General features: G+C 72.5%; 21 protein-coding genes and 1 pseudogene. 14 read left to right on the forward strand and 8 right to left on the reverse strand.

The genetic code is table 11. The features are described from left to right. The first annotated feature begins 193 nt into the window (after positions 1–193). The 3 genes from AC3IYI_RS05260 (at position 194) to AC3IYI_RS05270 (ending at position 4,037) form a co-directional block, all read left to right on the forward strand. Positions 194–1,606: a CBM96 family carbohydrate-binding protein gene (locus AC3IYI_RS05260; protein ID WP_489409093.1), complete on the forward strand. Its 1,413-nt coding sequence runs from the start codon at positions 194–196 to the stop codon at positions 1,604–1,606. A 101-nt stretch (positions 1,607–1,707) separates the two neighbouring features. Continuing rightward, entirely contained in the window at positions 1,708–2,997 is a 1,290-nt protein-coding gene (locus tag AC3IYI_RS05265; protein WP_489409094.1) for an MFS transporter, read from the forward strand. Further along, positions 2,994–4,037 carry a hypothetical protein gene (locus AC3IYI_RS05270; RefSeq protein WP_489409095.1) on the forward strand — a complete coding sequence of 348 codons (1,044 nt, stop codon included), beginning with the start codon at positions 2,994–2,996 and terminating at the stop codon, positions 4,035–4,037. Before AC3IYI_RS05265 ends, AC3IYI_RS05270 begins: the two co-directional genes overlap by 4 nt. Positions 4,038–4,055: 18 nt before the next feature. Here AC3IYI_RS05270 and AC3IYI_RS05275 read toward each other — a convergent pair whose 3' ends face one another. Then, positions 4,056–4,868 carry an HAD-IIA family hydrolase gene (locus tag AC3IYI_RS05275; protein ID WP_489409096.1) on the reverse strand — a complete coding sequence of 271 codons (813 nt, stop codon included), beginning with the start codon at positions 4,866–4,868 and terminating at the stop codon, positions 4,056–4,058. 97 nt (positions 4,869–4,965) lie between these two features. On the opposite strand from AC3IYI_RS05275, the gene AC3IYI_RS05280 reads away from it, so the two are divergent. From AC3IYI_RS05280 to AC3IYI_RS05320, 9 genes and pseudogenes are all read left to right on the forward strand, one after another. After that, positions 4,966–6,255: a phosphoribosyltransferase family protein gene (locus AC3IYI_RS05280; protein WP_489409097.1), complete on the forward strand. Its 1,290-nt coding sequence runs from the start codon at positions 4,966–4,968 to the stop codon at positions 6,253–6,255. 118 nt (positions 6,256–6,373) lie between these two features. Then, positions 6,374–7,318: a nucleoside hydrolase gene (locus tag AC3IYI_RS05285; RefSeq protein ID WP_489409098.1), complete on the forward strand. Its 945-nt coding sequence runs from the start codon at positions 6,374–6,376 to the stop codon at positions 7,316–7,318. Between the two features lie 185 nt (positions 7,319–7,503). Then, positions 7,504–7,893 (forward strand): annotated as a pseudogene (locus tag AC3IYI_RS05290) (CapA family protein); the annotation flags it as partial. 103 nt (positions 7,894–7,996) lie between these two features. After that, positions 7,997–8,299: a DUF1876 domain-containing protein gene (locus AC3IYI_RS05295; RefSeq protein WP_489409099.1), complete on the forward strand. Its 303-nt coding sequence runs from the start codon at positions 7,997–7,999 to the stop codon at positions 8,297–8,299. Between the two features lie 69 nt (positions 8,300–8,368). Further along, positions 8,369–8,746 carry an FKBP-type peptidyl-prolyl cis-trans isomerase gene (locus tag AC3IYI_RS05300; protein ID WP_489409100.1) on the forward strand — a complete coding sequence of 126 codons (378 nt, stop codon included), beginning with the start codon at positions 8,369–8,371 and terminating at the stop codon, positions 8,744–8,746. Positions 8,747–9,055: 309 nt separating this feature from the next. Next, positions 9,056–11,050, forward strand: a complete 1,995-nt coding sequence (locus tag AC3IYI_RS05305; RefSeq protein ID WP_489409101.1) for a calcium-binding protein — start codon at positions 9,056–9,058, stop codon at positions 11,048–11,050. Positions 11,051–11,237: 187 nt separating this feature from the next. Continuing rightward, positions 11,238–11,891 (forward strand): TIGR03086 family metal-binding protein, encoded by a 654-nt coding sequence (locus AC3IYI_RS05310; RefSeq protein ID WP_489409102.1) that lies wholly within the window; start codon positions 11,238–11,240, stop codon positions 11,889–11,891. Positions 11,892–11,982: 91 nt separating this feature from the next. Further along, positions 11,983–12,960, forward strand: a complete 978-nt coding sequence (locus AC3IYI_RS05315) for a GlxA family transcriptional regulator (protein ID WP_489409103.1) — start codon at positions 11,983–11,985, stop codon at positions 12,958–12,960. A gap of 142 nt (positions 12,961–13,102) precedes the next feature. After that, entirely contained in the window at positions 13,103–13,858 is a 756-nt protein-coding gene (locus tag AC3IYI_RS05320) for an MBL fold metallo-hydrolase (RefSeq protein WP_489409104.1), read from the forward strand. Positions 13,859–13,869: 11 nt separating this feature from the next. On the opposite strand, the gene AC3IYI_RS05325 is transcribed toward AC3IYI_RS05320, so the two are convergent. From AC3IYI_RS05325 to AC3IYI_RS05340, 4 genes are all read right to left on the reverse strand, one after another. Continuing rightward, positions 13,870–14,913 carry a PP2C family protein-serine/threonine phosphatase gene (locus AC3IYI_RS05325; RefSeq protein WP_489409105.1) on the reverse strand — a complete coding sequence of 348 codons (1,044 nt, stop codon included), beginning with the start codon at positions 14,911–14,913 and terminating at the stop codon, positions 13,870–13,872. Between the two features lie 111 nt (positions 14,914–15,024). Then, positions 15,025–15,681: a dihydrofolate reductase family protein gene (locus AC3IYI_RS05330; protein WP_489409106.1), complete on the reverse strand. Its 657-nt coding sequence runs from the start codon at positions 15,679–15,681 to the stop codon at positions 15,025–15,027. Between the two features lie 352 nt (positions 15,682–16,033). Then, positions 16,034–18,349: an ABC transporter permease gene (locus tag AC3IYI_RS05335; RefSeq protein ID WP_489411894.1), complete on the reverse strand. Its 2,316-nt coding sequence runs from the start codon at positions 18,347–18,349 to the stop codon at positions 16,034–16,036. Positions 18,350–18,471: 122 nt separating this feature from the next. Then, a complete protein-coding gene (locus AC3IYI_RS05340; protein ID WP_489409107.1) occupies positions 18,472–19,164 on the reverse strand; it encodes an ABC transporter ATP-binding protein in 693 nt (230 codons plus the stop codon). 228 nt (positions 19,165–19,392) lie between these two features. On the opposite strand from AC3IYI_RS05340, the gene AC3IYI_RS05345 reads away from it, so the two are divergent. Together AC3IYI_RS05345 and AC3IYI_RS05350 are read left to right on the forward strand one after the other, a co-directional pair. Then, positions 19,393–20,685, forward strand: coding sequence for a sensor histidine kinase (locus tag AC3IYI_RS05345; protein WP_489409108.1), 1,293 nt, complete (start codon positions 19,393–19,395; stop codon positions 20,683–20,685). Then, the gene (locus AC3IYI_RS05350) at positions 20,682–21,368 is read left to right on the forward strand and encodes a response regulator (protein WP_489409109.1); all 687 of its coding nucleotides are present in this window, start codon (positions 20,682–20,684) and stop codon (positions 21,366–21,368) included. Before AC3IYI_RS05345 ends, AC3IYI_RS05350 begins: the two co-directional genes overlap by 4 nt. A 138-nt stretch (positions 21,369–21,506) precedes the next feature. Here the strand turns inward: AC3IYI_RS05350 and AC3IYI_RS05355 are convergent, their stop codons facing one another. Genes AC3IYI_RS05355 through AC3IYI_RS05365 form a run of 3 tightly spaced genes read right to left on the reverse strand, consistent with a single transcriptional unit; the run spans position 21,507 to position 25,177 of the window. Next, positions 21,507–22,559, reverse strand: coding sequence for an ABC transporter ATP-binding protein (locus tag AC3IYI_RS05355; RefSeq protein WP_489409110.1), 1,053 nt, complete (start codon positions 22,557–22,559; stop codon positions 21,507–21,509). Next, positions 22,556–24,151, reverse strand: a complete 1,596-nt coding sequence (locus AC3IYI_RS05360; RefSeq protein ID WP_489409111.1) for an ABC transporter permease — start codon at positions 24,149–24,151, stop codon at positions 22,556–22,558. The genes AC3IYI_RS05355 and AC3IYI_RS05360 overlap by 4 nt, the downstream gene beginning before the upstream one ends. Positions 24,152–24,157: 6 nt before the next feature. After that, positions 24,158–25,177, reverse strand: a complete 1,020-nt coding sequence (locus tag AC3IYI_RS05365) for an iron ABC transporter substrate-binding protein (RefSeq protein ID WP_489409112.1) — start codon at positions 25,175–25,177, stop codon at positions 24,158–24,160. Positions 25,178–25,369: the final 192 nt, after the last annotated feature.

The following is a 25,369-nucleotide window of genomic DNA, read 5'->3' on the forward strand; positions in this document are numbered from 1 at the left end:
TCATGGCGATACGCCCGTCGGCGGAACCCCTCCAACGGGCCGTTGGCATCCCCTGTTCAACAACGAAGAGGACATCACCTGCTGCACGCCCAACGTTCACGTGGCCGCTGTAGTTGTGGCTCACAGCGGATCCCTAGGTTCCTCATCGCCTCGCGTACGGGGCGCCAGTCTTCACCTCGGAAGGGATCACGTGATGGGCACCCGCCACATCCGAAGAGCATCCATAGCAACCGCAGCGATCGCCACATCGACCGCCGCCCTCGTGGCCCTGCTCACGGCCGCGCCCGCAGCCAGCGCGGCCACCAACACCTTCACTCCGGTCGCCGACACCTATGTGCAGGACACCACCCCGACGACGAACTACGGCACCTCGTCGCAGTTCACCGTGGACAACTCGCCGGTACGCCGGTCGTTCTTGAAGTTCACCGTCAGCGGTCTCACCGAGGCCGTCTCCAGCGCCAAGCTGCGGATCCGCGTCACCAGCGGCGGCAACAGCGGCAACGGCGGCACCTGGAAGTCGATGACCGACACCACCTGGTCCGAGACCGCGGTCACGTGGAACAACAAGCCGGTCATCGACGGCGCCACGCTCGCGTCGCTCGGCGCGGTGTCGAACGACCAGTGGGTCGAGATCGACGTGGCCTCGGTAGTGACCGGCAACGGCACGTTCGGCTTCGGCGGCACCTCCGCCAGTTCCGACGGCGCGTACTACGACGCCCGCGAATCCGGCGCGGACGCCCCGCAGCTGGTGGTCACCACCGGCACCGGCCCGTCGCCCACGCCCACGACGTCCACGCCGCCGCCGTCCGGTGACCCGGTGCTGGTCGGCGCCGGGGACATCGCCAACTGCGGCGTCGGCGGTGACGAGGCCACCGCCAACCTGCTGGACGGCATCACCGGCACCGTCATGGCCATCGGAGACACCGCCTACCCGGACGGCACGGCCGCCGACTTCACCAACTGCTACAACCCGTCGTGGGGCAGGCACAAGGCCCGCACCAAGCCCGCCACCGGCAACCACGAGTACCACACCTCAGGTGCCTCGGGGTACTTCAACTACTTCGGCTCTTCGGCGGGAGACCCGGCCAAGGGCTACTACTCCTTCGACCTCGGCAACTGGCACGTCGTCGCGCTCAACTCCAACTGCTCGATCGTGGCGTGCTCGGCCGGCTCGGCGCAGGAGCAGTGGCTGCGGGGCGACCTGGCGGCCAGCACGAAGGCGTGCACCGTCGCGTACTGGCACCACCCGCGCTACACCTCGGGCTCCAGCCACGGCCCGAACACCTCGGTGCAGCCGCTGTACCAGGCGCTGTACGACAACAACGCCGAGGCGATCGTGACCGGGCACAACCACAACTACGAGCGGTTCGCCCCGATGAACGCCACCGGCGGACTGGACAACACCCGCGGCATCCGGCAGTTCGTCGCCGGCATGGGCGGCACCGGCCTGGGCGGCTTCGGCACCATCCAGCCCAACAGCCAGGTCCGCAACAGCAGCACGTGGGGCGTGCTGAAGCTGACCCTGCATTCCAACAGCTACGACTGGCAGTTCGTCCCCGAGGCGGGCAAGACCTTCACCGACAGCGGCACCAACGCCTGTCACTGACCGGCACCCCGGACGACGGGTGCCCTCCCTTCGGGGGAGGGAGGGCACCCTGCCCCCGGCCGCGTGCCCGCTCCGTCTCCCGCCCCGAAAGGTCCGCCCGCATGTATCTGTCCTCGATCGACAGGCCCGGGGCCGATGCCACGCGCACCACGGTCCGCTCCCGCCTCCGCGGGATCACGGTCGTCGGCGGCAACGTGTTCGCCCTCGGCACGGTCAGCCTGCTGACCGACATCTCCGCCGAAATGGTCAGCGCCATCCTCCCGATGTACCTCGTGGTCGGGCTGTCCATGAGCCCGCTGGCCTACGGCATGCTCGACGGGCTCTACACCGGAGCCACCGCGCTGCTGCGGCTCGTCGGCGGGTACGTCGCGGACCGGGTCCGTCGGCCCAAAGCGGTGGCGGGCGTCGGATACGCGATATCGGCACTGGCCAAGCTCGGATTCCTTGCGGCCGGCCGCTCGGCGGGCGCGATCGGCTTGGTCATCGCGGCCGATCGGGCGGGCAAGGGCCTTCGTACCGCACCCCGGGACGCACTGATCACCCTGTCGGCCCCTTCACACGCGTTGGGCCGCGCCTTCGGAGTGCACCGGGCGATGGACAGTCTCGGCGCCTTTCTGGGGCCGCTGGTCGCGCTGGCCGTGCTGGCGGCCGCGGGCCAGGCCTTCGACGCCGTCCTGGTCACCAGCTTCTGCATCGCCGTGCTCGGCGTGCTGATCCTCGTTCTGTTCGTCCGGGACCGGCCGGGCCGACGCCCACCGGCCGTCGTCGTCTCCCCCCGGGAGGCTCTGACCCTGGTGCGGGCCGCGCCGGTGCGCCGGCTGCTCGTCGCGGCGTGCCTGCTCGGCTTCGCCGTCATCGGGGACGGCTTCGTCTACCTGCTCCTGCAACGCCGCGAGGAGCTGTCCGTCGGCACCTTCCCGCTGCTCGCGGTCGGCACCAGCCTGGCCTATCTCCTCCTGGCGGTCCCCATCGGGGCGCTGGCCGACCGGATCGGCCGCGTGCCCGTCGTACTGGGCGGCTACACGACCCTGGTCCTCGTGTACCTGCTCCTGTTCGGCCCCCTGCACGGATGGCCGCTCCTGGCAGTGGTTCTGTTCCTCTACGGCTTGTTCTACGCGGCGACCGACGGCGTACTGGTGGCGCTGGCGGCTCCGGTGCTGCCCGAACATCTGCGCACCACCGGCCTCGCGCTGATCCAGACCGGGCAGGCGCTCGCCTACCTCGCCTCCTCCGTCCTGTTCGGACTCGCCTGGCAGCTGTGGGGCCCGGTCACCGCCGGCCTGTGCGCCGCCGCCGTGGGCGTCCTGGCCCTCGGGGCCACCGCGTTTCTCCTGATCAACCGATCCGACACCGCTTCCGACACCGCTTTCGACACCGAGGAATCCGCATGAGCGAGCAGACCATCGAAGCCGAAGCCGAGCCGCAGCCGAGCCCATCTCCCGCACGGCGCCGGACCGGGCGCACGGCTCGCATCGGCACCACGGTGGCCGCCACCCTCGCACTCGCCGCCGTCGCGATCGGCTACGTCCGGTACAGCTCGTCGGCCCAGTCCCCCGACACGGCCGCCACCGTCGAGACCGTGTCGCTGGCGGCGGGCCCGCGGCTGCTGACCCTGACGAGCACCGGGCAGGTGACCACCGTCGACAAGGGCGACCCGGCCGGCAAGCGCGCGGTGTCGAAGACCAAGTGCGACCGTGTCTACGCCGCCTCGGGGACGGTGGCCTGCCTCTACGCCGACGGGGTCCTCGGCACCGTCACGATGCGCGTCCTCGCCGCGGACCTCAAGGAACGCAAAGCCATCCCGGTCAGCGGCGTCCCGAACCGGGTCCGCGTATCGGCCGACGGCCGCATGGTCTCCTGGACCGCCTTCGTGGGCGGTGACAGCTACGCCACCCTCAACTTCGCCACGCGCACCGGAATCTACGACACCCGGACGGGAACCCTGTTCAAGACACTGGAGACCTTCTCCGTCATCAAGGACGACAAGCCCTACCAGTCGGTCGACGTCAACTACTGGGGAGTGACGTTCGCCAAGGACGACAACACCTTCTACGCGACCATGTACACCGAGGGCCACCGCTACCTGGTTCGGGGCGACTTCGCCGCGCGCACCGTCCGCACCGTGCGCGACCAGGTCGAATGCCCCTCGCTCTCCCCCGACGAGACCAGGATCGCCTTCAAGGCACCCATCGACGGCGACTCGACCCGGGGCTGGCGGCTCTCCGTACTCGACCTGGCCACCCAGCGCATCACCGCCACGGCCGAGACCCGCAGCGTGGACGACCAAGCGGCCTGGCTCGACGACTCCACCCTCGCCTACGCCCAGCAGCACGACGACGGCACCAAGGACCTGTGGTCCGTACCCGCCGACGGCTCCGGCGAGCCACGTCAGCTGGTACGCGACGCCCACTCCCCGGCCATGCTCGGCTGACCCGCGCGCGCCGTCGCATCACTCCCGATGCCCGAGCCGTTCCAGCAGCGCGGGAAGGTCAGCGAAGGAGTCGAGGACGTGGTCCGGTGTACCGTCGGCCGCCCGGTGCGTCTCGGGGAGGTATTTTCCGGTCCTGACGAGTACGCCGGTGATTGCGCTGCGCTGGGCCGCCAGCACGTCGGATTCGATGTCGTCGCCCACCATGAGGGCCTCGGACGGGGTCGCGCCCAGGTGCGTGAGGGCGGAGGCGAAGAACGCTTCGGCGGGTTTGCCGGTGATCTCCGCCTCGACCCGGGCGGCCCGTTCCAGTCCCAGGAGGAAGGCCCCCGTGTCGAGGTCGAGGCCGGTGGCGGTACGCCAGTACAGATTCCGATGCATCGCGACGAGACGCGCCCCATGCTGCAGATGTCTGAAGACCCGGTTGAGGGCCCTATAGCTGAAAGCTTCGCCCGCTCCCCCGAAGACGACCACGTCCGGCGCGGCGCCGTCCGCATCCGATTCCGCTTCGTCGACGAGCGTCACACCCGCGAGATCGTCACGGACGTCACCGGTGTTGACCAGCAGACAGCGGGCGCCCGGGTAGTGCTCCCGCAGGTATCCGGCGGTGACGGCGGGTGCGGTGAGGATGTCGTCGACGCCTACGGGGAAGCCCTCCGCGGCCAGCCTCGCGGCGATCGAGGCGCGGGTCCGTGAGGTGGTGTTGGTGACCAGCACCAGCGGGATTCCCTCGGCCCGGAGCTGCCGCATGGCCTCCACGGAGCCGGGCAGCGGCTTCCACGACACCGTGAGCACACCGTCGATGTCGATCAGGACCGCTCGGATTCGTTCCATACGCCGACCGTCCCCGGCTTGCGCCGAAGTCGCAAATGGGGTTGCGTCGAAGTAGGCGTGTACAGGGTTCCGTCTCCCCTCATTGGGGTGAACCACCATGATGTTCACTGATCGCCCGGACGCCGGACAGCAGCTCGCCGAAGCTCTGCGTCACCTGGCAGGGGCGAATCCCGTCGTCCTGGGCCTGCCCCGTGGCGGCGTCCCGGTGGCCTTCCAGGTGGCGCGGGCGCTGGGCGCCCCACTCGACGTGATCGTGGTGCGCAAGCTCGGGGTCCCGTACCACCGGGAGCTGGGATTCGGCGCCATCGGCGAGGGTGGCGTTCGGGTCATCAGCGACGACATCGTCCGCCAGAGCCGGGTCAACAAGGAGGACCTCGCGGCGGTCGAGCACGCCGAGGAGGCCGAGCTCGTACGCCAGGCACGAAGGTTCCGCGACGACCGCCCGCGCGTGCCGCTCGACGGCCGGACGGTGATCGTGGTGGACGACGGGATCGCGACCGGCTCCACGGCCGCGGCCGCGTGCGCGGTCGTGCGGGCGATGGGTGCGGCGCGGGTGGTTCTCGCCGTTCCCGTGGCGCCGCCGGATGCCCTCGCCCGGCTGCGCACAGAAGCGGACGACGTGGTGTGCCTCTCCACACCGCGTGCCTTTCGCGCCGTCGGCGAGTGGTACCAGGACTTCTCCCAGACCCCCGACGACGAGGTCGTCGCCCTGCTGTCACAGGCCGCGGACGGGCTCGTGGCGCGTCGGCCCGCGCGGACCGCCGAGGTGGTGGTGGACGCGGGCGACCTCAGACTGACCGGGGAGCTGACCATGCCGCAGGGTGCACGGGCCGTTGTCATGTTCGCCCACGGCTCCGGCAGCAGCCGCCACAGCCCGCGCAACCGGTCGGTGGCGGCGGCCCTGAACCGGGCCGGGCTGGGCACCCTGCTCTTCGACCTGCTCACGCCGGCGGAGGAAGCCAACCGCGCGAACGTCTTCGACACCGAAACACTCGGCCGGAGGCTGGCGGACGCCACCCGCTGGCTGCGGCACCTCCAGGCCGTCCCGATCGGCTATTTCGGAGCGAGCACCGGAGCCGCTGCAGCCTTGCGGGCCGCCGCGTCTCCCGACGCGGACATCGGCGCCGTGGTCTCCCGCGGCGGCCGCCCCGACCTCGCCGGGCCACGGCTCGCCGACGTACGGGCACCCACGCTCCTCATCGTGGGCGGCCGCGACACGAGGGTGCTCGACCTCAACCAGCAGGCCCAGCGGGAGCTGCGCTGCGAGAACCGGCTCGACATCGTCCCCGGCGCCACACACCTCTTCGAGGAACCGGGAGCACTGGACGAGGTGGCCGGCCTTGCCCTGGACTGGTTCACGAAGCACCTGGTGGCGGCGGCCGGGTAGCACGGTCGACCGGAAGCCGGGCGCAGCGTTTCCCAGCCGCTCATCGGGCGCCTCCTGGTCACGGGACCGGCACGGCGGCACACTGAAGGGTCCACGGCCCCGCACCGGCAGGAGTGACGTGCCCGTCCCGATCATCATCGACTGCGATCCCGGACACGACGACGCCCTCGCGATCATGCTGGCGGCCGGGGATCCCGCGGTCGATCTGCTGGCCATCACCACCGTCGCGGGCAATCAGACGGTCGAGAAGACCACCTTGAACGCGCGGCGCGTCTGCACGGTGGCCGGGATCACCGATGTGCCCATCGCGGCGGGCTGCGCCCGGCCGCTCGTCCAGGCACTCGGCGTCGCGGACGACGTGCACGGTGCCTCCGGCCTCGACGGGCCGATGTTCCCGGAGCCCACCGTGGACGTCGTCCCGGAGCACGCGGTGGACCTCATCCACCGGATCCTGACCGGGCACCCGGAGCCGGTCACCCTCGTACCGACGGCGCCGTTGACCAACATCGCCCTCCTGCTGACCCGCTTTCCCGAGGACGCTTCCCGTATCCGCGAGATCGTCCTGATGGGCGGGTCGACGGAGCGGGGCAACCGGACCCCGGCGGCCGAGTTCAACGTCCTCACGGATCCTGAGGCCGCGGACATCGTCTTCCGCAGTGGCGTGCCCGTCACCATGTGCGGTCTCAACGTCACTCACCAGGCACTGGCCACGCCCGAGGTGGTGGCCCGCTTCGAGGGGCTCGGGACACCCCTCGGACGCATGTGCGCCGAGTTGTTGACCTTCTTCGCGTCCACGTACCGCACGCTGTGGGGGTTCCCGCACCCGCCGTTGCACGACCCCGTCGCGGTGGCCCGCGTCATCGATCCCGGGCTCGTGCACTGCGTGGACGCGAACGTCGTCGTGGAGTTGCACGGCCGGTACACGCGCGGCGCCACCGTGGTGGACCTGCAGCGTTACGTCGACCGCCCGGTCAACGCCCGAGTCGCGGTGGGTCTGGAGACCGACCCGTTCTGGGACCGGATGATCGCCGCCGTCACGGCCCTCGGAGCGGAGCCCCCGTGACATCCCGGTGGCAGGGTTCCAGCCTGGACGGATGCACGGTGATCTGGTCACGCTGTGCCTCGTCGGCGACGTGATGCTCGGGCGGGGCGTCGACCAGATACTTCCGCACCCCGGTGACCCGGCGCTGGCGGAGACGTACGTCCGGGACGCCCGCTCCTACGTCGAGCTGGCGGAGGCCGCGAACGGCCCGATTCGCGCACGCGCTCGTCGACGGAGGCGCAGACGTCGTCCACGGGCATTCCTCGCACCATCCACGCCCGCTTGAGCTCTACCGGGGAAAGCTCATCGTTTACGGCTGCGGCGACCTGGTCAACGACTACGAGGGCATCACCGGCTACGAGAACTACAGGGACGATCTGAGGCTGCTCTACCTCGCCTCGCTCGAGCCCGGCACCGGCATGCTCCGCGACCTGCGCATCACGCCCTTCCATGCCCGGCGGATGCGGCTTGGGAGGGCGTCGGCGAAGGACTGCCGGTGGGTTCAGGACCTCCTGGGCCGGATCAGCCGCGGCTTCGGCTCACGCATCGCGTACGACCCGGACGGCACCCTCACCCTCGGCGCCCGGCCGGCATAGGCCAGGACGCGGTACGCAACAAGCGAATGAGCCCGCACGGAGGGATTCTGGAAACGGGTGGAGTCAGTGGAGTCAGAGGGCCCCGGAGTCCGAGGAGGACGTCATGACACACACCGAAGAGTGGAAGGTCAGCGTCCACCTGACCGGGGAGGACGGCACGACCAAAGCCCGGGCAGTGCTCGACAACGGGAAGACGCCGATGGTCGGCCGTGGCAAGGCCCGCTGCAATCCGCAGGACGTGGAGATCCCCGAGATCGGTGACGAGCTCGCGGCGAGCCGGGCGATGCGCGACCTGGCCGGTCAGCTGATGCGCGCCGCCGACCAGGACCTGGCCGCGGTGGGCGCCGTACCCGATCCGCCGCGCACCGGTTACGGCTGGCCGGATGACGCGAGCCCGGCCAGGTAGGCTACGTCGCCGCCGGGGGGGTTCCGGCGGCGAGAAAGCTGAGAGCAAGCGGAGAGCTATGGGGCTGCGATGAGTGAACGGACGAAGCCCGAGATCGAACTTCCCGGGGGTGACGCTCCTCAGGAGCTGACCATCCGGGACCTCGTCGTCGGGGACGGGCCCGAGGCGAAGCCGGGCAGGGTCGTCCGGGTTCACTACGTCGGGGTCACCTTCGAGTCCGGGAAGGAGTTCGACGCCTCCTGGGACCGGGGCCAGCCGTTCAAGTTCGCCGTGGGGGGTGGCAGGGTCATCAAGGGCTGGGACCGGGGACTCAGGGGGATGAAGGTCGGCGGTCGGCGCGAGATCATCATTCCCCCGCGCCTCGGCTACGGCAACCAGTCCCCCTCGCCGTTGATCCCGGCGGGTTCCACGCTCGTCTTCGTGGTGGACCTGATCTCCGTGGTCTGAGGAAGCCCGCTGCTCACCGGCCTCTCTGTCAGAACGGACGGCTCCCGTCGGTGCCGCCGGCGCGGAGACCCTCCCCGCCCCCTCCCGGTTCGCCCACAGGGGTGGATCCCCTCCCTCGGAGGGCTTAGCCCGGCCCCCGCCTCGGCCGCCCGGCGCACGTCCGGCACCAAGCTGCTGCCTGCTCACTCCCCGGCGCGACTCGGAGGCCCGTACGCCCATGACCCACTCGCACCCCAGAGCACCTGAACAGCGCCACCGCTCCGTCCGGCACGGCGGACGGGCGGCCACGGTGGTGGTGCCGCCCTGGCGATGGTCCTCGTGCTGCCCGGCACCGCGCTGGCGGCTCCGGGGGACCTGGACCCCGCTTTCGCGGGCTCCGGCAAGGTCCAGACGTACTTCCCGGACGACGGCGGGCCGTGGGACTACTCCGAGGGTCTGGACGTCGCCCGGCAGGGCGACGGCAAGCTGGTCGTGGCCGGCCGCGTCACGGGGCCGGGCGTCCCGTTCGACATGGCTCTGATCCGGTACAACGCCGACGGCGGTGTCGATACCGGATTCGGTGGTGGCGACGGCCGGGTGACCAGCGATTTCGGGGGTGACGACCAGGCCGAGGCGGTGGCGGTACAGCCGTCCGACGGGAAGATCGTGGTCGCCGGCCGTACGGAGGTCGTGGACGAGGGCGGCGGCTGCTGCTTCTTCTCCCTCGCCCGCTACCACACCGACGGATCGCTCGATCAGGGCTTCGGCTCGGCCGGCCTGGTGCGCGTCGACGCGTTCGGCAGCGCCTCGGGGGCCGCCGACCTGGTCGTCCAGCCGGACGGAAAGATCCTCGCGGTGGGGCTCAGTGGCGGGGCGGGCTTCGCGCTGGCCCGCCTCAACCCCGACGGCAGTCCCGACCCGTCCTTCGGCGGGGACGGCACGGTGGTGGCGGGCTTCGCTCCCGCCTTCCCCGGGGACGCGGGCGGTGGCCAGGCCACCGGCCTGGCACTCCAGCCGGACGGCAGGTTCGTCGCCGTCGGCTACGTGGGCAGTACCGCCTTCGACTTCGGGGTGGCCCGCTACCTGTCCAACGGCACCCTCGACACGTCCTTCAGCGGTGACGGCATGGCCACCGCGGACTTCGGCGGTACGGACTTCGGCCGGGCCGTGGCGGTCCAGTCCGACGGCGCGGTCGTCGCCGCCGGGTCGACCAACACCGGTTTCGCACTGGCCCGGTTCACCTCCGGCGGCGCTCCCGACGCCGCCTTCGGCACCGGCGGCCGCGTCGCCACCGTCTGGCCCCTCAGCACGGCGGTGGCGTACGACATGACGCTCCAGCAGGACGGGAAGATCCTCGTGGGCGGCACGGCCGACGACCCGGACAGCCAGGAGGCCTCCGACTTCGCCCTCGCCCGCTACCTGCCGAGCGGCAGCCTGGACTCCGGCTTCGGCGACGGTGACGGCCGGGTGTACACCGGCATGCTGGGCGGGGAGGAGATCCGGGGACTGCTCGTACAGCCCGACGGGAAGATCGTGGCCGCGGGCCTGGCCGGGCTGGGTGCCTTCGGCATCGCCCGCTACGAAGGCGGCGGCAGCACCCCGCCTCCGCCCCCGCCGACCGCCGACCTGTCGGTGACGAAGACCGGCACCACGGCCGTGAGCATCGGCGACCAGGCCTCGTACACGGTACGGGTCTCCAGCGCCGCGACGTCCACCGTGACCGCGACGGGCGTGACGCTCACCGACACCCTCTCCGGAGCCGGCGGAACCCTCCTGTCGGCCGTCCCCTCCCAGGGCACCTGTACGACCACGTCGACCGGGGCCAGCTGCGCCCTCGGCAGCCTCGCACCGGGTGCGAGCGCCACGGTCACGGTGACCGCCGAACCGCGTGCCACCGGCACCCTGACGAACAGCGCCTCCGCCAGCGCCACGACCCAGGACCCGAACCCGGCCAACAACAGTGCGGGCGCGTCGACCTCGGTGAACAACTCCCGCGGATGCACGATCATCGGGACCAGCGGTACGGACACCCTGAGCGGCGGCTACTCCAACGACGTCGTCTGCGGCCTCAGCGGCAACGACACCATCCGCGCGAGCTACGGCAACGACACCGTCCACGGTGGGCCCGGCAACGACAGCATCGACGGGGGCTTCGGCGACGACACCCTGATCGGCGGCCCGGGCAACGACATCCTCACGGGCTACTACGGCAACGACCGCCTGACCACCACCGACGGCGTCAGCGCCAACGACACCGCCAACGGCGGCATGGGCTCCGACATCTGCACCACCGACCCGGGCGACACCCGCATCAGCTGCCCCTGAGCGTGCCGCCCACTGAACCGTGCGGCGCGCCCTGGGCCGCCGACCGGCTCACACGACGCCCGGGAGGGGTTCTCCGCCCCTCCCGGGCCGAGCTGTCCCTCCGGGTGAACAACCCGGGCGCGTCGCGATGAGTTCGGGCTCCGCCGCCGGTCTACCCTCCAGCCCCATCATCACGAAGGAGTGGCAGATGACCGATACGACGATGCTCGACCTCGGACCGCAAGCCCGGATCGTTGCCCGCCTGGCGGCGGGCGTCCCGGACGCCCGGCTCGCCGACCCGACCCCTTGCCCCAAGTACACGGTCGGCAATCTGCTGGGCCACCTCGCCGGCCTCGCCGTCGCTTTCCGCGACGCCGCCCGCAAGGACCTGGGCACCACGACGGACACGGCCCCCGACTCGGCCGTGCCCTCCCTCCCCGACGGCTGGCGCGAGGAACTGCCCCGGGTCCTCGGCGAACTGGCCGAAGCCTGGCAGGATCCGGCCGCCTGGACCGGCATGACCCGCGCCGGCGGCGTAGACCTGCCGGGGGAGATCGCGGGTGTGGTGGCGGTCGACGAGCTGGTCATCCACGGCTGGGACCTGGCTCGGGCCACCGGCCAGGAGTACGCACCCGATCAGGCCGCGCTGGACACCTCGTACGCGTTCCTCCTGGAAGCGGCGAAGGCAGGGGACCGCGGCGGGGACATCTTCGGCGCCGTGGTCCCCGTAGCGGACGGCGCCCCGCTGCTGGACCGGACGGTGGGGCTGAGCGGGCGCGATCCGGCCTGGACGGGCAGGGCGGACCGGACGGGCGGGGCGGGATCGGGCACGGACACGGACACGGACCGGCCTGCCGTCTGACGGCGGCGCGGCCCACGGTGCCGGGGGCGCTGGCCGAATCTGACAGAACCTCGTCATTGCGGCCATCACGGCGGGGCGAAATGATCAGCGCATGCCCGAACCGCACAGAGTCGTCATCGTGGCCTTCCCCGGCACCGAACTGCTGGACGTTACCGGCCCGGCCGAGGTGTTCTCGGTCGCCACGCGGGTAGCCGGCGCCACCCGCCCCGGCTATCTCGTCCAGATCGCCACGGCCGACGGCGGACCGGTGGCCACCTCCAGCGGCGTCCGGCTGCTGGCGGACCTGGCCCTCGACGAGGTGCACGGCAGGGTCGACACCCTGCTCGTGGCCGGCGCGGTCAGCCTGGTGGGCGACGGCGTGGAGCCGGTGATCGACAGCGAGGTCACCGGCTGGCTGCGCGACGCGGCGCCTCCGGCGCGCAGGACCGGGTCGATCTGCGCGGGAGCGCACCTGCTGGCCGCGGCGGGCCTGCTGGACGGACTGTCCGCGACGACCCACTGGCTCACCGCCGCGCGGCTGGCCGCCGACCATCCCCGGGTCGCCGTGGATCCGGACCCGATCTTCATCCGGTCCGGGAGCGTGTGGACCTGCGCCGGTGTCACCTCCGGGCTGGACATGGCGCTGGCGATGGTCGCCGAGGACCACGGCCAGGCCCTTGCCCTGGCCACCGCACGGATGATGGTCATGTACGTCAAGCGCTCCGGCGGGCAGAGCCAGTTCAGCGTTCCGCTCTCCGCCCCGGCCACGTCGGGCGACCGGATCGACGAGCTGCGCGTGTGGATCGCCGACCACCTCACCGAGGACCTCAGCGCAGAGGCCCTGGCCGCGCGGCTGCACCTGAGCGTGCGCCACTTCTCCCGGCTGTTCCGGCTGCGCACCCGGGGCACGCCTGCCGCCTACGTGGAATCCGCCCGCCTCGAAGCCGCCCGCCGGCTGCTGGAGGAGAGCGACGGCAGCCTGCCGGAGATCGCAGCGGCCAGCGGCCTCGGCTCGGTGGAGACCTTGCACCGCTCCTTCCAGCGCCGGCTGGGGACCACTCCCGCCGAATACCGGCGCCGATTCCGCTAGGCCGTCCCCTTCGGGTCCTGCCCGGCCCGCCCCATCGCCCGCACCATCGCCCGCCCATCGCCCGCACCATCCGTCGGCAGCCCGGCGGATCCCCGGCATGCCCGCACGAGCGGCAGCCGTCAGTCACGTCACGGAGGACTCCATGTCCCGTACGAAGGTCATTCCCATCCCCGTCATGGGCCGGACCGCCATCAACGCCTACCTGCTCCTGGGCCGGCGGCCCGTGATCGTCGACGCCGGGACACCCGGCAGCGGCCGGAAGATCTACGACCGGATCAGCGAGCACGGAGTGGACCCCTGCGACGTCTCGCTGATCGTCATCACCCACGGGCACATCGACCACTTCGGCTCCGCCGCCGAATTGCACCGTCTCACGGGTGCGCCCGTCGCCGGCCACATCGCCGACCTCGGGCCGTACCGCACGGGCCGGGTCCGCGAACCGTACCTGCCGACCGGCCCGATGGGCCGCATCATGGACCGGAGCAAGGACCTGCACGCCCAGGCCGAGCCCCTCGACCCCGATGTCCTGATACGCGGCGAGACCCCCCTTGCGGACTTCGGGATCGCAGCCCGCATCATGCCCACCCCCGGCCACACCGCCGGATCGGTCTCCGTCCTCACCGACGACGGGGACCTCGTCGCCGGCGACCTGGTGGCGAACTCCTTCATGGGCCTCATCCCGGGCAAGCCGGCCAATCCGCCCTTCCACGACGACCCGCGGCAGAACCTCACCAGCCTCCGCGCCATGCTCGCCCTGAACCCCACCCGACTCCACGTCGGCCACGGCGCCCCGCTGGACCCCGACCGCGTCCGGCGTTGGGCCGGCCGGGAGCACGAGCGCCTGTCCCGGCTCGAAGCAGCCGGACGGATCGCCACCCGGGCCGGGGAGACGGCCTGACCCCGCGTTCCTCAGGGCTGCTGCTCACACAGGCGTACGGCGAGGGCGGCGATGTCGTCGTCAAGGCGCCCCCTGCTGTAGCGGAGCAGATCGCGGTGGAGCGCCGTGAGCAGTTCGCGGGGCGGGGCCGCCGGCTGTCGACGCATCCAAGCCGTCAGCGGGAAGAACTCACCGTCGCGGGCGCGGGCTTCGGCGATCCCGTCGGTGTACAGGAGCAGCACGTCGTTGGTGGCGAAGTCGAAGGTGTCGACGCTGTACTGATCGCCGATCAGCTCCGCGAGGCTGAGGAGCGGGGACGGGCTGGCCGGGTCGAGGACACGGAGTCTCCCGCGGTTCAGGATCAGCGGCGGAGGGTGTCCGCAGTTGAGGATGTCGATGCGTCCGCCCTCGTGCGGGATCTCGACGAGAAGGGCGGTGGCGAAGCGCTCCATCGGCCCCTCCGGAGGGAAGGCGGCGTTGTAGCGGGTGCTGCTGGCGTCCAGCCTGCGTGCGACGTTCACCAAGCCGGTCTCGCCGTAGGCCGCCTCCCGGAAGGCGTTGACGATCGCCGCGGCGGCCCCCACCGCCGGAAGGCCCTTGCCCCGTACGTCACCGATGAGCAGCCTGACCCCGTACGGAGTGTCGACGACCTCGTAGAAGTCCCCGCCGATGCGGGCCTCCGCCGCGGCCGCGAGATACAGCGACTCGATCTCGATGCGGCCGATGCGGCGCGGCATGGGGCTCAGCACCACCTGCTGCGCGGCGTCGGCGACGAGCCGTACCTGAAAGAGCGTGCGCTCCCGCTTGAGCCGGACGTGGCTCCCGTACGCGGCGGCCACGGTGACCGCGATGATCCCCGAGGCCGTCCACCACGTCCCCAGATCGGGGAAGACCAGGCTGAGGCCGATCATGAGAAGGAGGCAGACCGTCCCGAGCAGGACGGTGGGGAGGACTGGCCACATGGCGGCGGCAAGGGCCGGCGCCGCGGGCAGGAGGCGGCTGAAGGCCATTTCCGGCGGAGTGGTGTAAGCGAGGCTGGCGATGACGATGGTCAGGATGACCGGTGACAGCCGCACAAGTCGTCCCTGGCCGGGGCGCCTGTGGAGCCGCGGCCGTCCAGACTCGATCACATTCCTCAGAATATCTGCCAAATGTGGATACAGCGCCCTGGCGAGCAGGGGGTGGCCTCAGGCGTCGCTTTCCACGCCGCTCGCTACGCCGCGATCGGGTGCGCTCATGTCGCCCGTGGCGGGCGTGCCGGGGGCGAGCCCGTAGCGCAGGTAGACGGTGCCCTTCGGGCCGGCTGCCGGCGGTTCGAGGAGGGTCAGGTTCGTGGGGACCGCCCCGCCGTCGAACACCTTCTTCCCGACACCGAGCACGATCGGGTGCACCCAGAGGTCGAGACGGTCGAAGAGCTTCTCGCGCAGGAGGGTCTGCACCAGATGCAGGCTCCCGACCACCTTCACGTGCTCGTGCCGGTCACGGATCTCGCGCACCGCGTCGGCGAGGTCCGGGCCGAGCTGTGTCGACCCGGCCCACGAGAGGTCGGGCCTGCCACGGGAGGCCACGTACTTCGGGACGCTGTTGAAGAGCGTGGCGATCTCGCCGTCCTCGCCGCCCTTCTGGTGGGGCCAGTAGGCGGCGAAGATGTCGTACGTCCGCCGGCCGAGCAGGAGGGCGTCCGTACCCTCGTACGCGGCACCGACCTGCGCCCCGGCCACCTCGTCCAGCAGAGGTGCCTGCCAGCCGCCGAACGGGAACCCGACCGGGTCCTCATCGGGGCCGCCGGGCGCCTGCCCGACGAGGTCGAGGGTCGCGAACAGCTCGATGTGAATGAGGCCCATGGCTTGCTCCCGATGAGTCGGTCGTCTCCGTCGGGACACGGACCCGCGGGAACCTGCTGGTGCCCGCAGACTCGTCGTCGCGGCGGAGCCCTCTTCACTCAGTCTGGCGGAACGACCACGAGGCCACGACCGCTCCGCCCCGTCAGTCGGTGGACCGGCGCCTGCCGCGCTGGCGGCGCGGGTACGGCAGGAGCCGCGGTGAGCGTTTGGCGGCCACGTCACTCTTCGGCGAAGTGGACGGCTTCTACAGCGCCGGCACCAACCACATCAACACCGTGCCGAAGTCCTGCCCCCGGTCCGGAGCGAGCCGCGCCCGGCCGGGCCGCCCGCCGCCGCCCCCGGCCGGCCCGGCTCACTCCGCCCGTAGCGCCTGCGCCGTCCGCGTCCGCGCCGCCCACCCCGCCGGCAGCAGCGCGCCCGCCACCGCGATCAGCACCCCGGCCAGCGCCAGCGACCCCAGCAGCACGGGGCCGTACACGTCCATGTGCGCCGGCGGGATCGTGGCGGCGACGGCCCGGCCCATCTCCGGCATGACCCAGCCGTGCAGGGCCACCCCGAGCGGTACGCCAACCGCCCCTGCGGCAAGGCCGATCGCGCCCACCGAGGTGAGTACCTGGACGACCGTCTGCCGGGGCGTCATCCCCAGCGCCTTGAACACCCCGAGGTCGCGCACCCGGTCCCGGGTGTCCAGCACCACGGTGTTGAGCACCCCCAGGCAGGCCACGGCCACCAGCATCAGCGTGAGCATCCCGATCAGGGCCTGCATCGCGCGGATCACGCTCGACTTGCCCGGCCCCGCGGCCTCGGCTCGCGCGCCCAGCGGCTTCAACTCTGCGTTCAGGGCCTCGACATAGCGACCGGCGTCCGTCCCGGGGGCCAGCCGCACACTGAAGTCGCTCGGCAGGTACCGGCTCCCCAGACCCGCGACCGAATCCACGTCCGTACGCAGCGCCATCCCCTGGTCGCCGAGGTCGAACACCTCCCCTACGATGCGCAGCCGGACGGTGCGCCCCTGCTCCGACAGAACCACGGTGCCCCCCAGTCGGATCCCCGTGGCCCGGAGGAAGCGGGTGGCGGCCACCGCCTCGCCCCGGGCGCCGAACCAGCGGCCGGACACCATCGTGTGGTCGGCGCCGGGCGCCTCGCCCTCGTACGCCACGAGGGGCGCGCCGCCCTTCAGGCCCGCCACCGACACCTGTGTCCTGGCGGTCCGGTACCAGGACGCGGTCCCGGGCCGGGCGCCGACCGCCTCGGTGACCGCCGCGGGGTCGGCGGGCGCCGGGGGCCTGCTCGCCGGTCCCTCACCGGGCCCGGCCAGCGAACGGACCGTCACCTCGCCGCCCCGGTCCGGGTCCCCGTCCTGCTGGACCGCGATGAGCGTGCTGCCCAGGCCCACCGCGAAGGTCACCGCGAGCGCGCCGAAGGTGACGGCCGCGGCCATCGTCGCCGAGCGCGCCGGGCGGGCGAACGGGCCCGCCAGCCCGAGGCTGACCGCACGCGGCAGCGGCAGCCGGCCCAGCAGGTGCCGCACCCGGCGTCCGCGCCCGCCCCCGGCGCCCCGGCCCATCGCGATCACCTGCGCGGTGCGCAGCCGGGCCGCCCGCAGCGCGGGCACCGAAGCCGTGACCGCCACCACTGCCAGGGCGCCGGCGGGCACCGCGAGGTCCACCCAGAGCGGGATGAGCACGGCCCCGGTCCCGTACGACTGGGCCACCTCCGCCATCAGCGGTACGGCAAGGCCGTTGCCCAGCGCCACGCCCGCCGCCGCGCCCGCCGCGGCGGGGATCAGCGCCTGGGCCACGTACGCCCGGCCCACTTGGAGCGGTGTGAAACCGAGCGACTTGAGGATGCCGATCCGCCGGGTCGCGGCGCCGACCGCGCCACTCACCACGATGCCGATGACCAGCACCGACATGGCCAGGCCCAGTACCGCGAACGCGGTCACGAAGGGGACGTAGGCCGCCGTGTTCTCCTGGGCGGCCTGCCGTATGTCGAGGTAGGACTGGGCGCCGGTGACGGCCTCCGGCGGCAGGGCCGCGGCGATCGCGTCGCGCACACGCCCGACGGCGGCAGCGTCGGCGGCGTCGGTGAGCCGGTACAGCATCTGGTGGCCCGCCCGCTCCCCGGCGAGGCGGCTCAGCTGCGCGGGCACGACCCAGGCGTCGGCGCTCTCGCCCACCGACTCGGCGACGCCGACCACCGTGAGCCGGGTGCCGCCGGTCTCCCCGGTGCCGCCGGTCTCCCCCGGCCCGCCGGTCTCCAGGCGCGTCCCGGTCCGCACCCCGGGCTGCCGCGAGCCGGCCTCCAGCACGATCTCACCGGGCGCGGTGGCCCACCGGCCCTCGACCAGCGCGACGCGGTCCACCTCGCCCCCGGCCGACGCCCGTCCCGCCACGGCCAGCGGCGGCGGCTGGAAGCCGGGCGGCGTGTCACCCTTCGGCCGGAAGCGTACGGAGGCGACGCCGAACGGCCCCGTCGCGGCCGCGACCCCGGGGAGCCGGGCGGTGTCCGCCAACTGCGCCGCGGTCACCGCGGAACCGTCGAACTGCACGGTGAGATGCGCCCCTTGCTGCCGGGCGAAGGCCCGGTCGAAGGGCGCCCGGGAGGCGACCAGCAGGCCGAGCGCGAGGACCGACGCGGCGACCGAGATGAGCGCGGTGAGGGCCATCACGGCGGTCTGCGCGCGCCGTCTCGCCACCCCCGCGCGCACCACCCGTCCCAGGGCTCCTGCGCGCCGCCGGCCGCTCCCGGGGGACGTACGTCGACCTCGTCCCCGGGCACCCGTCCCGCTCATCGCCGCACCGCCGCGACATCGCGCGCGATGCGCCCGTCGACGAGTTCGATGGTGCGGGTCGCGCACGCTTCGGCCAGCGCCAGGTCGTGCGTGACCAGCACGATCGTCTGCCCGTCGGCGTTCAGCTCCCGCAGCAGGTCGCGTACGTCGGCGCCGGACGCGCTGTCCAGCGCGCCCGTCGGCTCGTCGGCGAGGAGCAGCGCCGGACGGTTCATCAGCGCCCGTGCCACCGCCACGCGCTGGCGCTCACCGCCCGACAGCCGGCCGGGGAAGGCCTGGGCGTGCCGGTCGATGCCCAGGTGCGCCAGCAGTTCGGCGGCCCGCGCCGCGGCCTCGGTGCGGGGCACGCCGGACAGTTGGGCCGGAAGCAGCACGTTGTCCAGAACGGTGAGGTCGTCCAGGAGGTTGAAGAACTGGAAGACCATGCCGATCCGGGAGCGCCGGTACTTCGCGGACGCCGTTTCGGTCAGCCCGTCCACGCGCACCCCGTCGACGCTCACGCTGCCCTCGCTCGGCCGGTCCAGACCCGCGATCAGGTTGAGCAGCGTGGACTTGCCGCTGCCGGAGGGGCCGAGCACGGCGAGCGCCTCCCCCGCCCGCACCCGCAGGGTGAGCCCGGCCAGCACGGCCGGGCCCGCACCGTAGGTCTTGCTCACCTCGCGCACGTCGATGAGGTGGTTCTCGGTCATGGATCCTCCACGGTCCGTACGTCCTGCGGCAGCGCCCGGATCAGCTGCCCGGTCGCCTCCCCGACGCTAGGAGCGGGGCTCCCTGCGCCGCGTCGGTCGCGATACGGACCTTCGGTACCGTGTCCGGACGACGCCCCGCGGCGTCATCCCCGCGGTGTAGTCGGGAGGTGGACGCCACCGGTCCTCGCGGCTGATCCGCGGCCGCCCGCCGGTGGGCACACTGGTCCGATGCGCACAAGAGACGCCTTCGTCCACTGGGCCCGCGGACTGCGGCCTGCCGGCGCGCCGCCACGGCTGTCGCGCCCGTCGTGGGCGTTCGACGCGGTCGTCGCCCTGGTGCTCGCCGTGTACACGGTCATCGGCGAGCTCAACCGGTCGTACGTGGAGGTCCAGGCGGGGCCCGACGTCGCCGTGCCGCCCCCGGTACGGATACCGGGGCCGCCCGCCGTGCCGCATCCCGTACCGGTCGTCGAGCACACCCTGCCTCCCGCGGAGCCCTGGGAACTGCTGGTCGCCGTCCTGACCGCCCTGCCGCTGGTGATGCGCCGCCGGTACCCGCTGGCCGCCTACTGGGCCGTGATGGGCGCGACGCTGCTGCTGCACCGGGGAGCGGTCGCCGCGGACGCCACCACGGTCACGTTCGCCTCGGGCCTGATCGCGGCGTACAGCGCGGCGGTGTACAGCCCCCACCGCAAGGCCGTGGCGGGGTCCCTGCTTGCGGGAGCCGTGCTGTACGCGGTCTTCCCCCTGGTCCCCGATGTGGACAAGGGGCTGGTCCCCGTACTCGTCCTGCTCCCGGTCGGCCTCGCCGCGCACGGCATCCACACCTGGAGGCAGCGCGCCCGGGCCCTCCAGGAGGAGCAGCGTGCGGCGCTGCGGCGCGCTGTGGACCAGGAGCGGGCGCGGATCGCCCGGGAGCTGCACGACGTGGTCACCCACAACGTGAGCATGATGACCATTCAGGCCGGCGCCGCGCGCAAGGTGCTGGACACCGCCCCCGGCCAGGCCAGGGAGGCGCTGCTGGCGGTGGAGGCCGCCGGGCGGTCGGCGATGTCGGAACTGCGCCATGTGATGGGCCTGCTCACCATGACCTCCGACGGCCCCGACCCGGCCGCCGACGCGGACCTCGCGCCGCAGCCCGGTCTGGACCGGCTGCCGGAGCTGGCCGACCGGGTACGCGACAGCGGCGTGCCGGTGGAACTGACGGTGCGCGGCACCCCGGCGGAGCTCCCGGGGGGTGTGGACCTGGCCGCGTACCGGGTCGTGCAGGAGGCACTGACCAACACGCTCACGCATGCGGCGGGCGCCGCCGTGTCGGTCCTGGTGGAGTACGCGCCCGCGGAGCTGCGGGTGGAGGTGACCGACAGCGGCGGCCGCCCGCGTCCCCCGGGTCCGGGCGGCGGGCGCGGCCTGGCCGGTCTGCACGAACGACTGGCGCTCTACGGCGGTACCCTGCACGCGGGCCCCCGCCCCGGCGGAGGTTTCCGGGTCCGCGCCGTCATCCCGGTGGAGGGTTCGTGACCGAGGCACCGCGTGTGGTGATCGTCGACGACCAGGCGCTGGTCCGTACCGGCTTCCGGATGATCCTCGCCGCCGACGGCATCGAGGTGGTCGGCGAGGCCGCCGACGGCGAGGAGGCGGTCGCCGTGGTCCGGCGCACCCGGCCCGACGTCGTCCTGATGGACGTCCGGATGCCCGGCACCGACGGCCTGGAGGCCACGCGCCGCATCCTCGGGCACGAGGGCCCGGCGCCCCGGATCGTCATCCTCACGACCTATGACCTCGACCGGTACGTGTACGCCGCCCTCGGCGCAGGGGCGAGCGGCTTCCTGCTGAAGGACGTCACCCCCGAGCACTTGGCGGCCGCGGTCCGTCTGGTGCGCTCCGGCGACGCCCTGCTGGCACCGGCCATCACCCGCCGCCTGGTGGAGCGCTTCGCCTCCGCCGACGACCGGGCCGCTCCCCTGCACCGGGACCTGTCCGCGCTCACCCCGCGCGAGCTGGAGTTCCTCGAAGCCCTGGCCCTCGGTCTCAGCAACGCGGAGCTGGCGGGCCGCTTCCACGTCAGCGAGGCCACGGCCAAGACGCACGTCGCCCGCATCCTGGCCAAGCTCCGCCTCCGTGACCGCGCCCAGGCGGTGATCGCGGCCTACGAGACGGGCTTGGTCACCCCGGCAGCCCCGGGGAACACCCCTGCGCTGTGACCGCCGGCGGGAGCGGTGGTCAGAGCAGCGGCTCGGAGCAGCGGTTCGGAGCAGCGGTTCGGAGCAGCGGTTCGGAGCAGCGGTTCGGAGCAGCGGTTCGGAGCAGCGGTTCGGAGCAGCGGCCGGTGCTCACCGGGGTCACGCTCCGACGACGGGGTGCAGGGTCGTCTCGCCCGTCACCTCGATGCCCGTGCGCTCCCCGGGGCGGGCCGCGGCCGGGCTCGGGACCCGGACGTCGACCGGCTCGTCCATGCCGTCGACGGCGACGGTGACCATGGCGTCGTGGCCGTAGAAGCGGACGTCGGTCACCGTACCGCCGGCCAGGGCCGCGTCCGGGTCGGTCAGCCGGAGCTGCTCCGGGCGCAGCAGCACGACGCCCTCGCGGAGCCGGCCGGGCGGGTCCGCGAGGGGGATGCGGCCGAGCGCGGTGGCCGCGACGTCCCGGTCCGCGGTGGCGCAGACGAGTACCGCGTCACCGACGAAGGCGGCGACCCAGGGGTCGGCAGGACGGCTGTACACCTCGTGCGGTGTGGCGCACTGGGCCACGCGGCCGTCCCGGACGACGGCGACGAGGTCGGCCGTGGAGAGGGCTTCCTGCTGGTCGTGGGTGACCAGCAGCGCGGTGGCCCCGGTGGCGCGCAGGGCTGCCCGTACGTCGGCCCGTACGCCGGTGCGCAGCGCGGCGTCGAGGGCGTTGAACGGCTCGTCGAGGAGGACCAGGGCGGGCTGCGGTGCCAGGGCCCGGGCCAGCGCGATGCGCTGCTGCTGGCCGCCGGACAGCTCGTGCGGCATGCGCTCGCCGTAGCCGGCCAGGCCGACGAGTTCGAGCATTTCCTGCGTACGCTGCCGGCGGGCGGCCCGGTCCAGGCCGGTCAGGCCGAAGGCGACATTGCGGGCCACGCTCAAGTGCGGGAAGAGCGCGCCCTCTTGGGGCACGATGCCGATGCGGCGGCGTTCGGGCGGAAGGTGGACTCCGGGGCCGGTCAGCGTACGTCCGTCGAGGGTGACGGTGCCCGCGTCGGCGCGCAGGAAGCCCGCGATGATGCGCAGCATCGTGGTCTTGCCGCAGCCCGAGGGGCCGAGGACGGCGGTCAGCGCGCCTCCGGGGACGGTGAGGTCGAGACCGTCGAGGACCGGCGCCGCGCCGGGGCCGTACGCCTTGGCCAGTCCGGCGATCTGCAGGTCGGTCATGTGCGGTGCCTTCCGAGGAGGTAGGACGGGATGGCGGCCAGCAGGATCAGCGCCGCGGCGTAGGGCGCGGCGGCGGCGAAGGATCCGGTGCCGGTTTCCGTCCACAGGCGGGTGGCCAGGGTGTCCATTCCCGTGGGGCGCAGCAGGAGGGTGGCGGGGAGTTCCTTCATGCACACGACGAAGGTGAGCGCGGCTCCGGCGGCGACCCCGGGTGCGGCCAGCGGCACGGTCACCTCGCGCAGCACGCGCAGCGGGGAGCGGCCCAGCGAGCGGGCGACGTCCTCCAGGACGGGCGGGGACTGGAGCACGGCGGCGCGGGTCCCGGCGACGGCGACGGGCAGGAAGAGCACGGCGTACGCGCAGACCAGCAGCGGGAGTTCCTGGTAGACCGGCTCGGCGTAGCGGACCGCGAAGAAGACCAGGGACAGCGCGACGGTGATGCCCGGGAGCGCGTGGCCGGCGTACGCCGACTGCTCCAGCAGCCGGGCCGTCCGGCCGCGGTGGCGGGCCGCGATGACGCCGACCGGCAGGGCGAGCAGGGTGGTGAGGGCTGCTCCCGCGGCGGCGACCCCGAGGGTGGTGGCGGCCGTGTCGAAGAGAGTCGCCGGGTCCCAGGTCGCGGAGTTCCCGACGGCCAGCCAGTAGCCGAGGGTGGCCAGCGGGGTGAGGACGGCGACGGCGGTGACCGCCGCGCACCAGGCCAGCGCGGGTAGCCGCCAGTGGCCCAGCGCCGCGGGAGCGGCGGGGCGCGCGGTGCCGCCGCCCGTTCGCGCGTGGCCGGCCCGGCCGCGGGTCCGTGCCTCGGCGGCGACCAGGGCGATCGTCATCACGACGAGGACGAGGCTGAGGGCGGCCGCCGGGGTGCGGTCGAAGCTGGCCCGGTAGGAGGTGTAGATGCCGCGGGTGAAGGTGTCGTACCGCATCAGCGATACGGCGCCGAAGTCGGAGAACACGTACAGCGCGACGAGTACCGCCCCGCCGGCGGCCGCGGGCCGCAGCTGCGGCAGCGTCACCCGCAGGAAGGTCTTCAGCGGTCCGTGGCCGAGCGAGCGGGCGACCTCCTCCTGCGCCGGGTCGGTGCCGCGCAGTGCGGCGGTGACGGGGAGGTAGACGTACGGGAAGCTGACCAGTGTCAGGGCGAGGGCCGACCCGGTGAAGCCGGCCAGTTCCGGGAAGGCGGACAGCCAGGCGAACGCGGCCACGTAGCTCGGTACGGCCAGCGGCAGGGTCACCAGCACCGACCAGGCGCGGGCTCCGGGCAGGTCGGTCCGTACGGTCAGCCACGCCAGCGAGACGCCCAGGACCAGGCAGGCCGAGACGACCACGGCGGCCAGTCCGATGCTGCGGCCGAGCAGTTGGGCGGTGCGCTCGTCGGCGATGACCTCCCAGGCGAAGGCCGGGCCGCGCTCCAGGGAGCGGACCGCGAGGTAGCCGAGCGGCAGCAGGGCGAACACCGCGGCGACGGCCGCGGGGACGAGCAGGATGGCGGGTGGCCGGTGTCCGCCGCGCCACCGCCCGGTCGGCGCGGTGGCGCCGTCCGGGCGGTGGGCAGTGGCGGGATCCGTCGGCGCGACGGGATCCGTGGAGTGCATGGGGGGTCAGACCATCCCGGCTTCCTGGAGCATCTTCAGGGTTTCCTGAAGCGATTCCAGCTTCCCGAGGTCGATCTTCGGGGCATCCAGGGTGGCCAGCGGCGGAAGGCCCTTGACCGTGCTGGTCACGCCGGCGGCGAGCGGGTACTCCTTGGTGTCCTCGGCGAAGTACTTCTGCGCCTTCTCCGAGAGCAGGAAGTCGACGGCCTTCTGGGCGACCGGGGCCTGGTCGGTTCCCTTGACGATGGCGACACCGGCGGTGTTGACGAGGCCGCCCGGGTCACCGGCGGGAAGGAAGTGGATCTTCGCCTTGACCTTGTCCTCGCCCTTCTCGGCGACCTGCTCGTACCAGTAGTAGTGGTTGACCAGTCCGAGGGAGACCTCGCCCTTGCCGACCGCCTCCAGCACCTTGAGGTTGTTGTCGTACACCTTGGGCTCGTTGGCTTTCAGGCCCTTCAGCCAGGTGCGGGTGGCGTCGTCGCCCTCCAGGACGCGCATGCCGGTGACGAACGCCTGGAAGGAGGCGTTGGTCGGGACGTAGCCGACCTTCCCCTTCCACTCCGGCTTGACCAGATCGTGGACGGTGTCAGGGACCTTGGCCACCTGTCCGGGGTTGTAAGCGAGGACGCGGACCCGACCGGACGTGCCCACCCAGTCGCCGCCGCCGCCGCGGAAGCCGGGGTCCACCTTGTCGAGGGAGGCCTGCGGAAGCTTCTCCAGCAGGCCCTTGGTGGACAGGGCTCCGAGGGCGCCCGCGTCCTGGGAGAAGAACAGCCCGGCCTTGGTCTTGCCGCCCTCTTCCTGGATCTGGGCGGCGAGTTCGGCGCTCTCGCCGTAGCGGACGGCGACCGTGGTGCCGACGGCCTTCTCCAGCTCGTCGAGGAGCGGCTTGACCAGCTTCTCGTTGCGCCCCGAGTAGATGACGAGCCCCGCGTCGTCCTCGTCTACGCCGCAGGCCGCGACGGCGGGGAGGAGAAGTGCCGCCGCGAAGAGCGCGGTCAGGCGTCGGACCAGGGGGCGTCGCATGGAAAGCCTTCCTACAAGGGCAGCAGAAACCGGGTAGCACCCCATAAGTAAGGTAAAGCTAACCTAAAGGTCAAGAGTGACGCACACAACAATTCGACCGCGCCCGCGCATCGGCGAAGCCGACCTTACCGTTTATTTTCCTGTGGATCTTCCATGAGCCATCTGTGACTTTCCTGTGACTATCGGGCGAGG

It is taken from the genome of Streptomyces sp. GL_148, assembly GCF_057834205.1.

Excerpts from the sequence above, each read along its gene's own strand:
- AC3IYI_RS05330 (WP_489409106.1), bottom strand. The coding sequence starts at position 15,681 with ATGGGCCTCATTCACATCGAGCTGTTCGCGACCCTCGACCTCGTCGGG.
- AC3IYI_RS05315 (WP_489409103.1), top strand. The coding sequence starts at position 11,983 with ATGCCCGAACCGCACAGAGTCGTCATCGTGGCCTTCCCCGGCACCGAA.
- AC3IYI_RS05260 (WP_489409093.1), top strand. The coding sequence starts at position 194 with ATGGGCACCCGCCACATCCGAAGAGCATCCATAGCAACCGCAGCGATC.
- AC3IYI_RS05310 (WP_489409102.1), top strand. The coding sequence starts at position 11,238 with ATGACCGATACGACGATGCTCGACCTCGGACCGCAAGCCCGGATCGTT.
- AC3IYI_RS05295 (WP_489409099.1), top strand. The coding sequence starts at position 7,997 with ATGACACACACCGAAGAGTGGAAGGTCAGCGTCCACCTGACCGGGGAG.
- AC3IYI_RS05275 (WP_489409096.1), bottom strand. The coding sequence starts at position 4,868 with ATGGAACGAATCCGAGCGGTCCTGATCGACATCGACGGTGTGCTCACG.
- AC3IYI_RS05300 (WP_489409100.1), top strand. The coding sequence starts at position 8,369 with ATGAGTGAACGGACGAAGCCCGAGATCGAACTTCCCGGGGGTGACGCT.
- AC3IYI_RS05340 (WP_489409107.1), bottom strand. The coding sequence starts at position 19,164 with ATGACCGAGAACCACCTCATCGACGTGCGCGAGGTGAGCAAGACCTAC.
- AC3IYI_RS05355 (WP_489409110.1), bottom strand. The coding sequence starts at position 22,559 with ATGACCGACCTGCAGATCGCCGGACTGGCCAAGGCGTACGGCCCCGGC.
- AC3IYI_RS05305 (WP_489409101.1), top strand. The coding sequence starts at position 9,056 with ATGGTCCTCGTGCTGCCCGGCACCGCGCTGGCGGCTCCGGGGGACCTG.
- AC3IYI_RS05320 (WP_489409104.1), top strand. The coding sequence starts at position 13,103 with ATGTCCCGTACGAAGGTCATTCCCATCCCCGTCATGGGCCGGACCGCC.
- AC3IYI_RS05365 (WP_489409112.1), bottom strand. The coding sequence starts at position 25,177 with ATGCGACGCCCCCTGGTCCGACGCCTGACCGCGCTCTTCGCGGCGGCA.
- AC3IYI_RS05360 (WP_489409111.1), bottom strand. The coding sequence starts at position 24,151 with ATGCACTCCACGGATCCCGTCGCGCCGACGGATCCCGCCACTGCCCAC.
- AC3IYI_RS05265 (WP_489409094.1), top strand. The coding sequence starts at position 1,708 with ATGTATCTGTCCTCGATCGACAGGCCCGGGGCCGATGCCACGCGCACC.
- AC3IYI_RS05280 (WP_489409097.1), top strand. The coding sequence starts at position 4,966 with ATGATGTTCACTGATCGCCCGGACGCCGGACAGCAGCTCGCCGAAGCT.
- AC3IYI_RS05335 (WP_489411894.1), bottom strand. The coding sequence starts at position 18,349 with ATGGCCCTCACCGCGCTCATCTCGGTCGCCGCGTCGGTCCTCGCGCTC.
- AC3IYI_RS05345 (WP_489409108.1), top strand. The coding sequence starts at position 19,393 with ATGCGCACAAGAGACGCCTTCGTCCACTGGGCCCGCGGACTGCGGCCT.
- AC3IYI_RS05270 (WP_489409095.1), top strand. The coding sequence starts at position 2,994 with ATGAGCGAGCAGACCATCGAAGCCGAAGCCGAGCCGCAGCCGAGCCCA.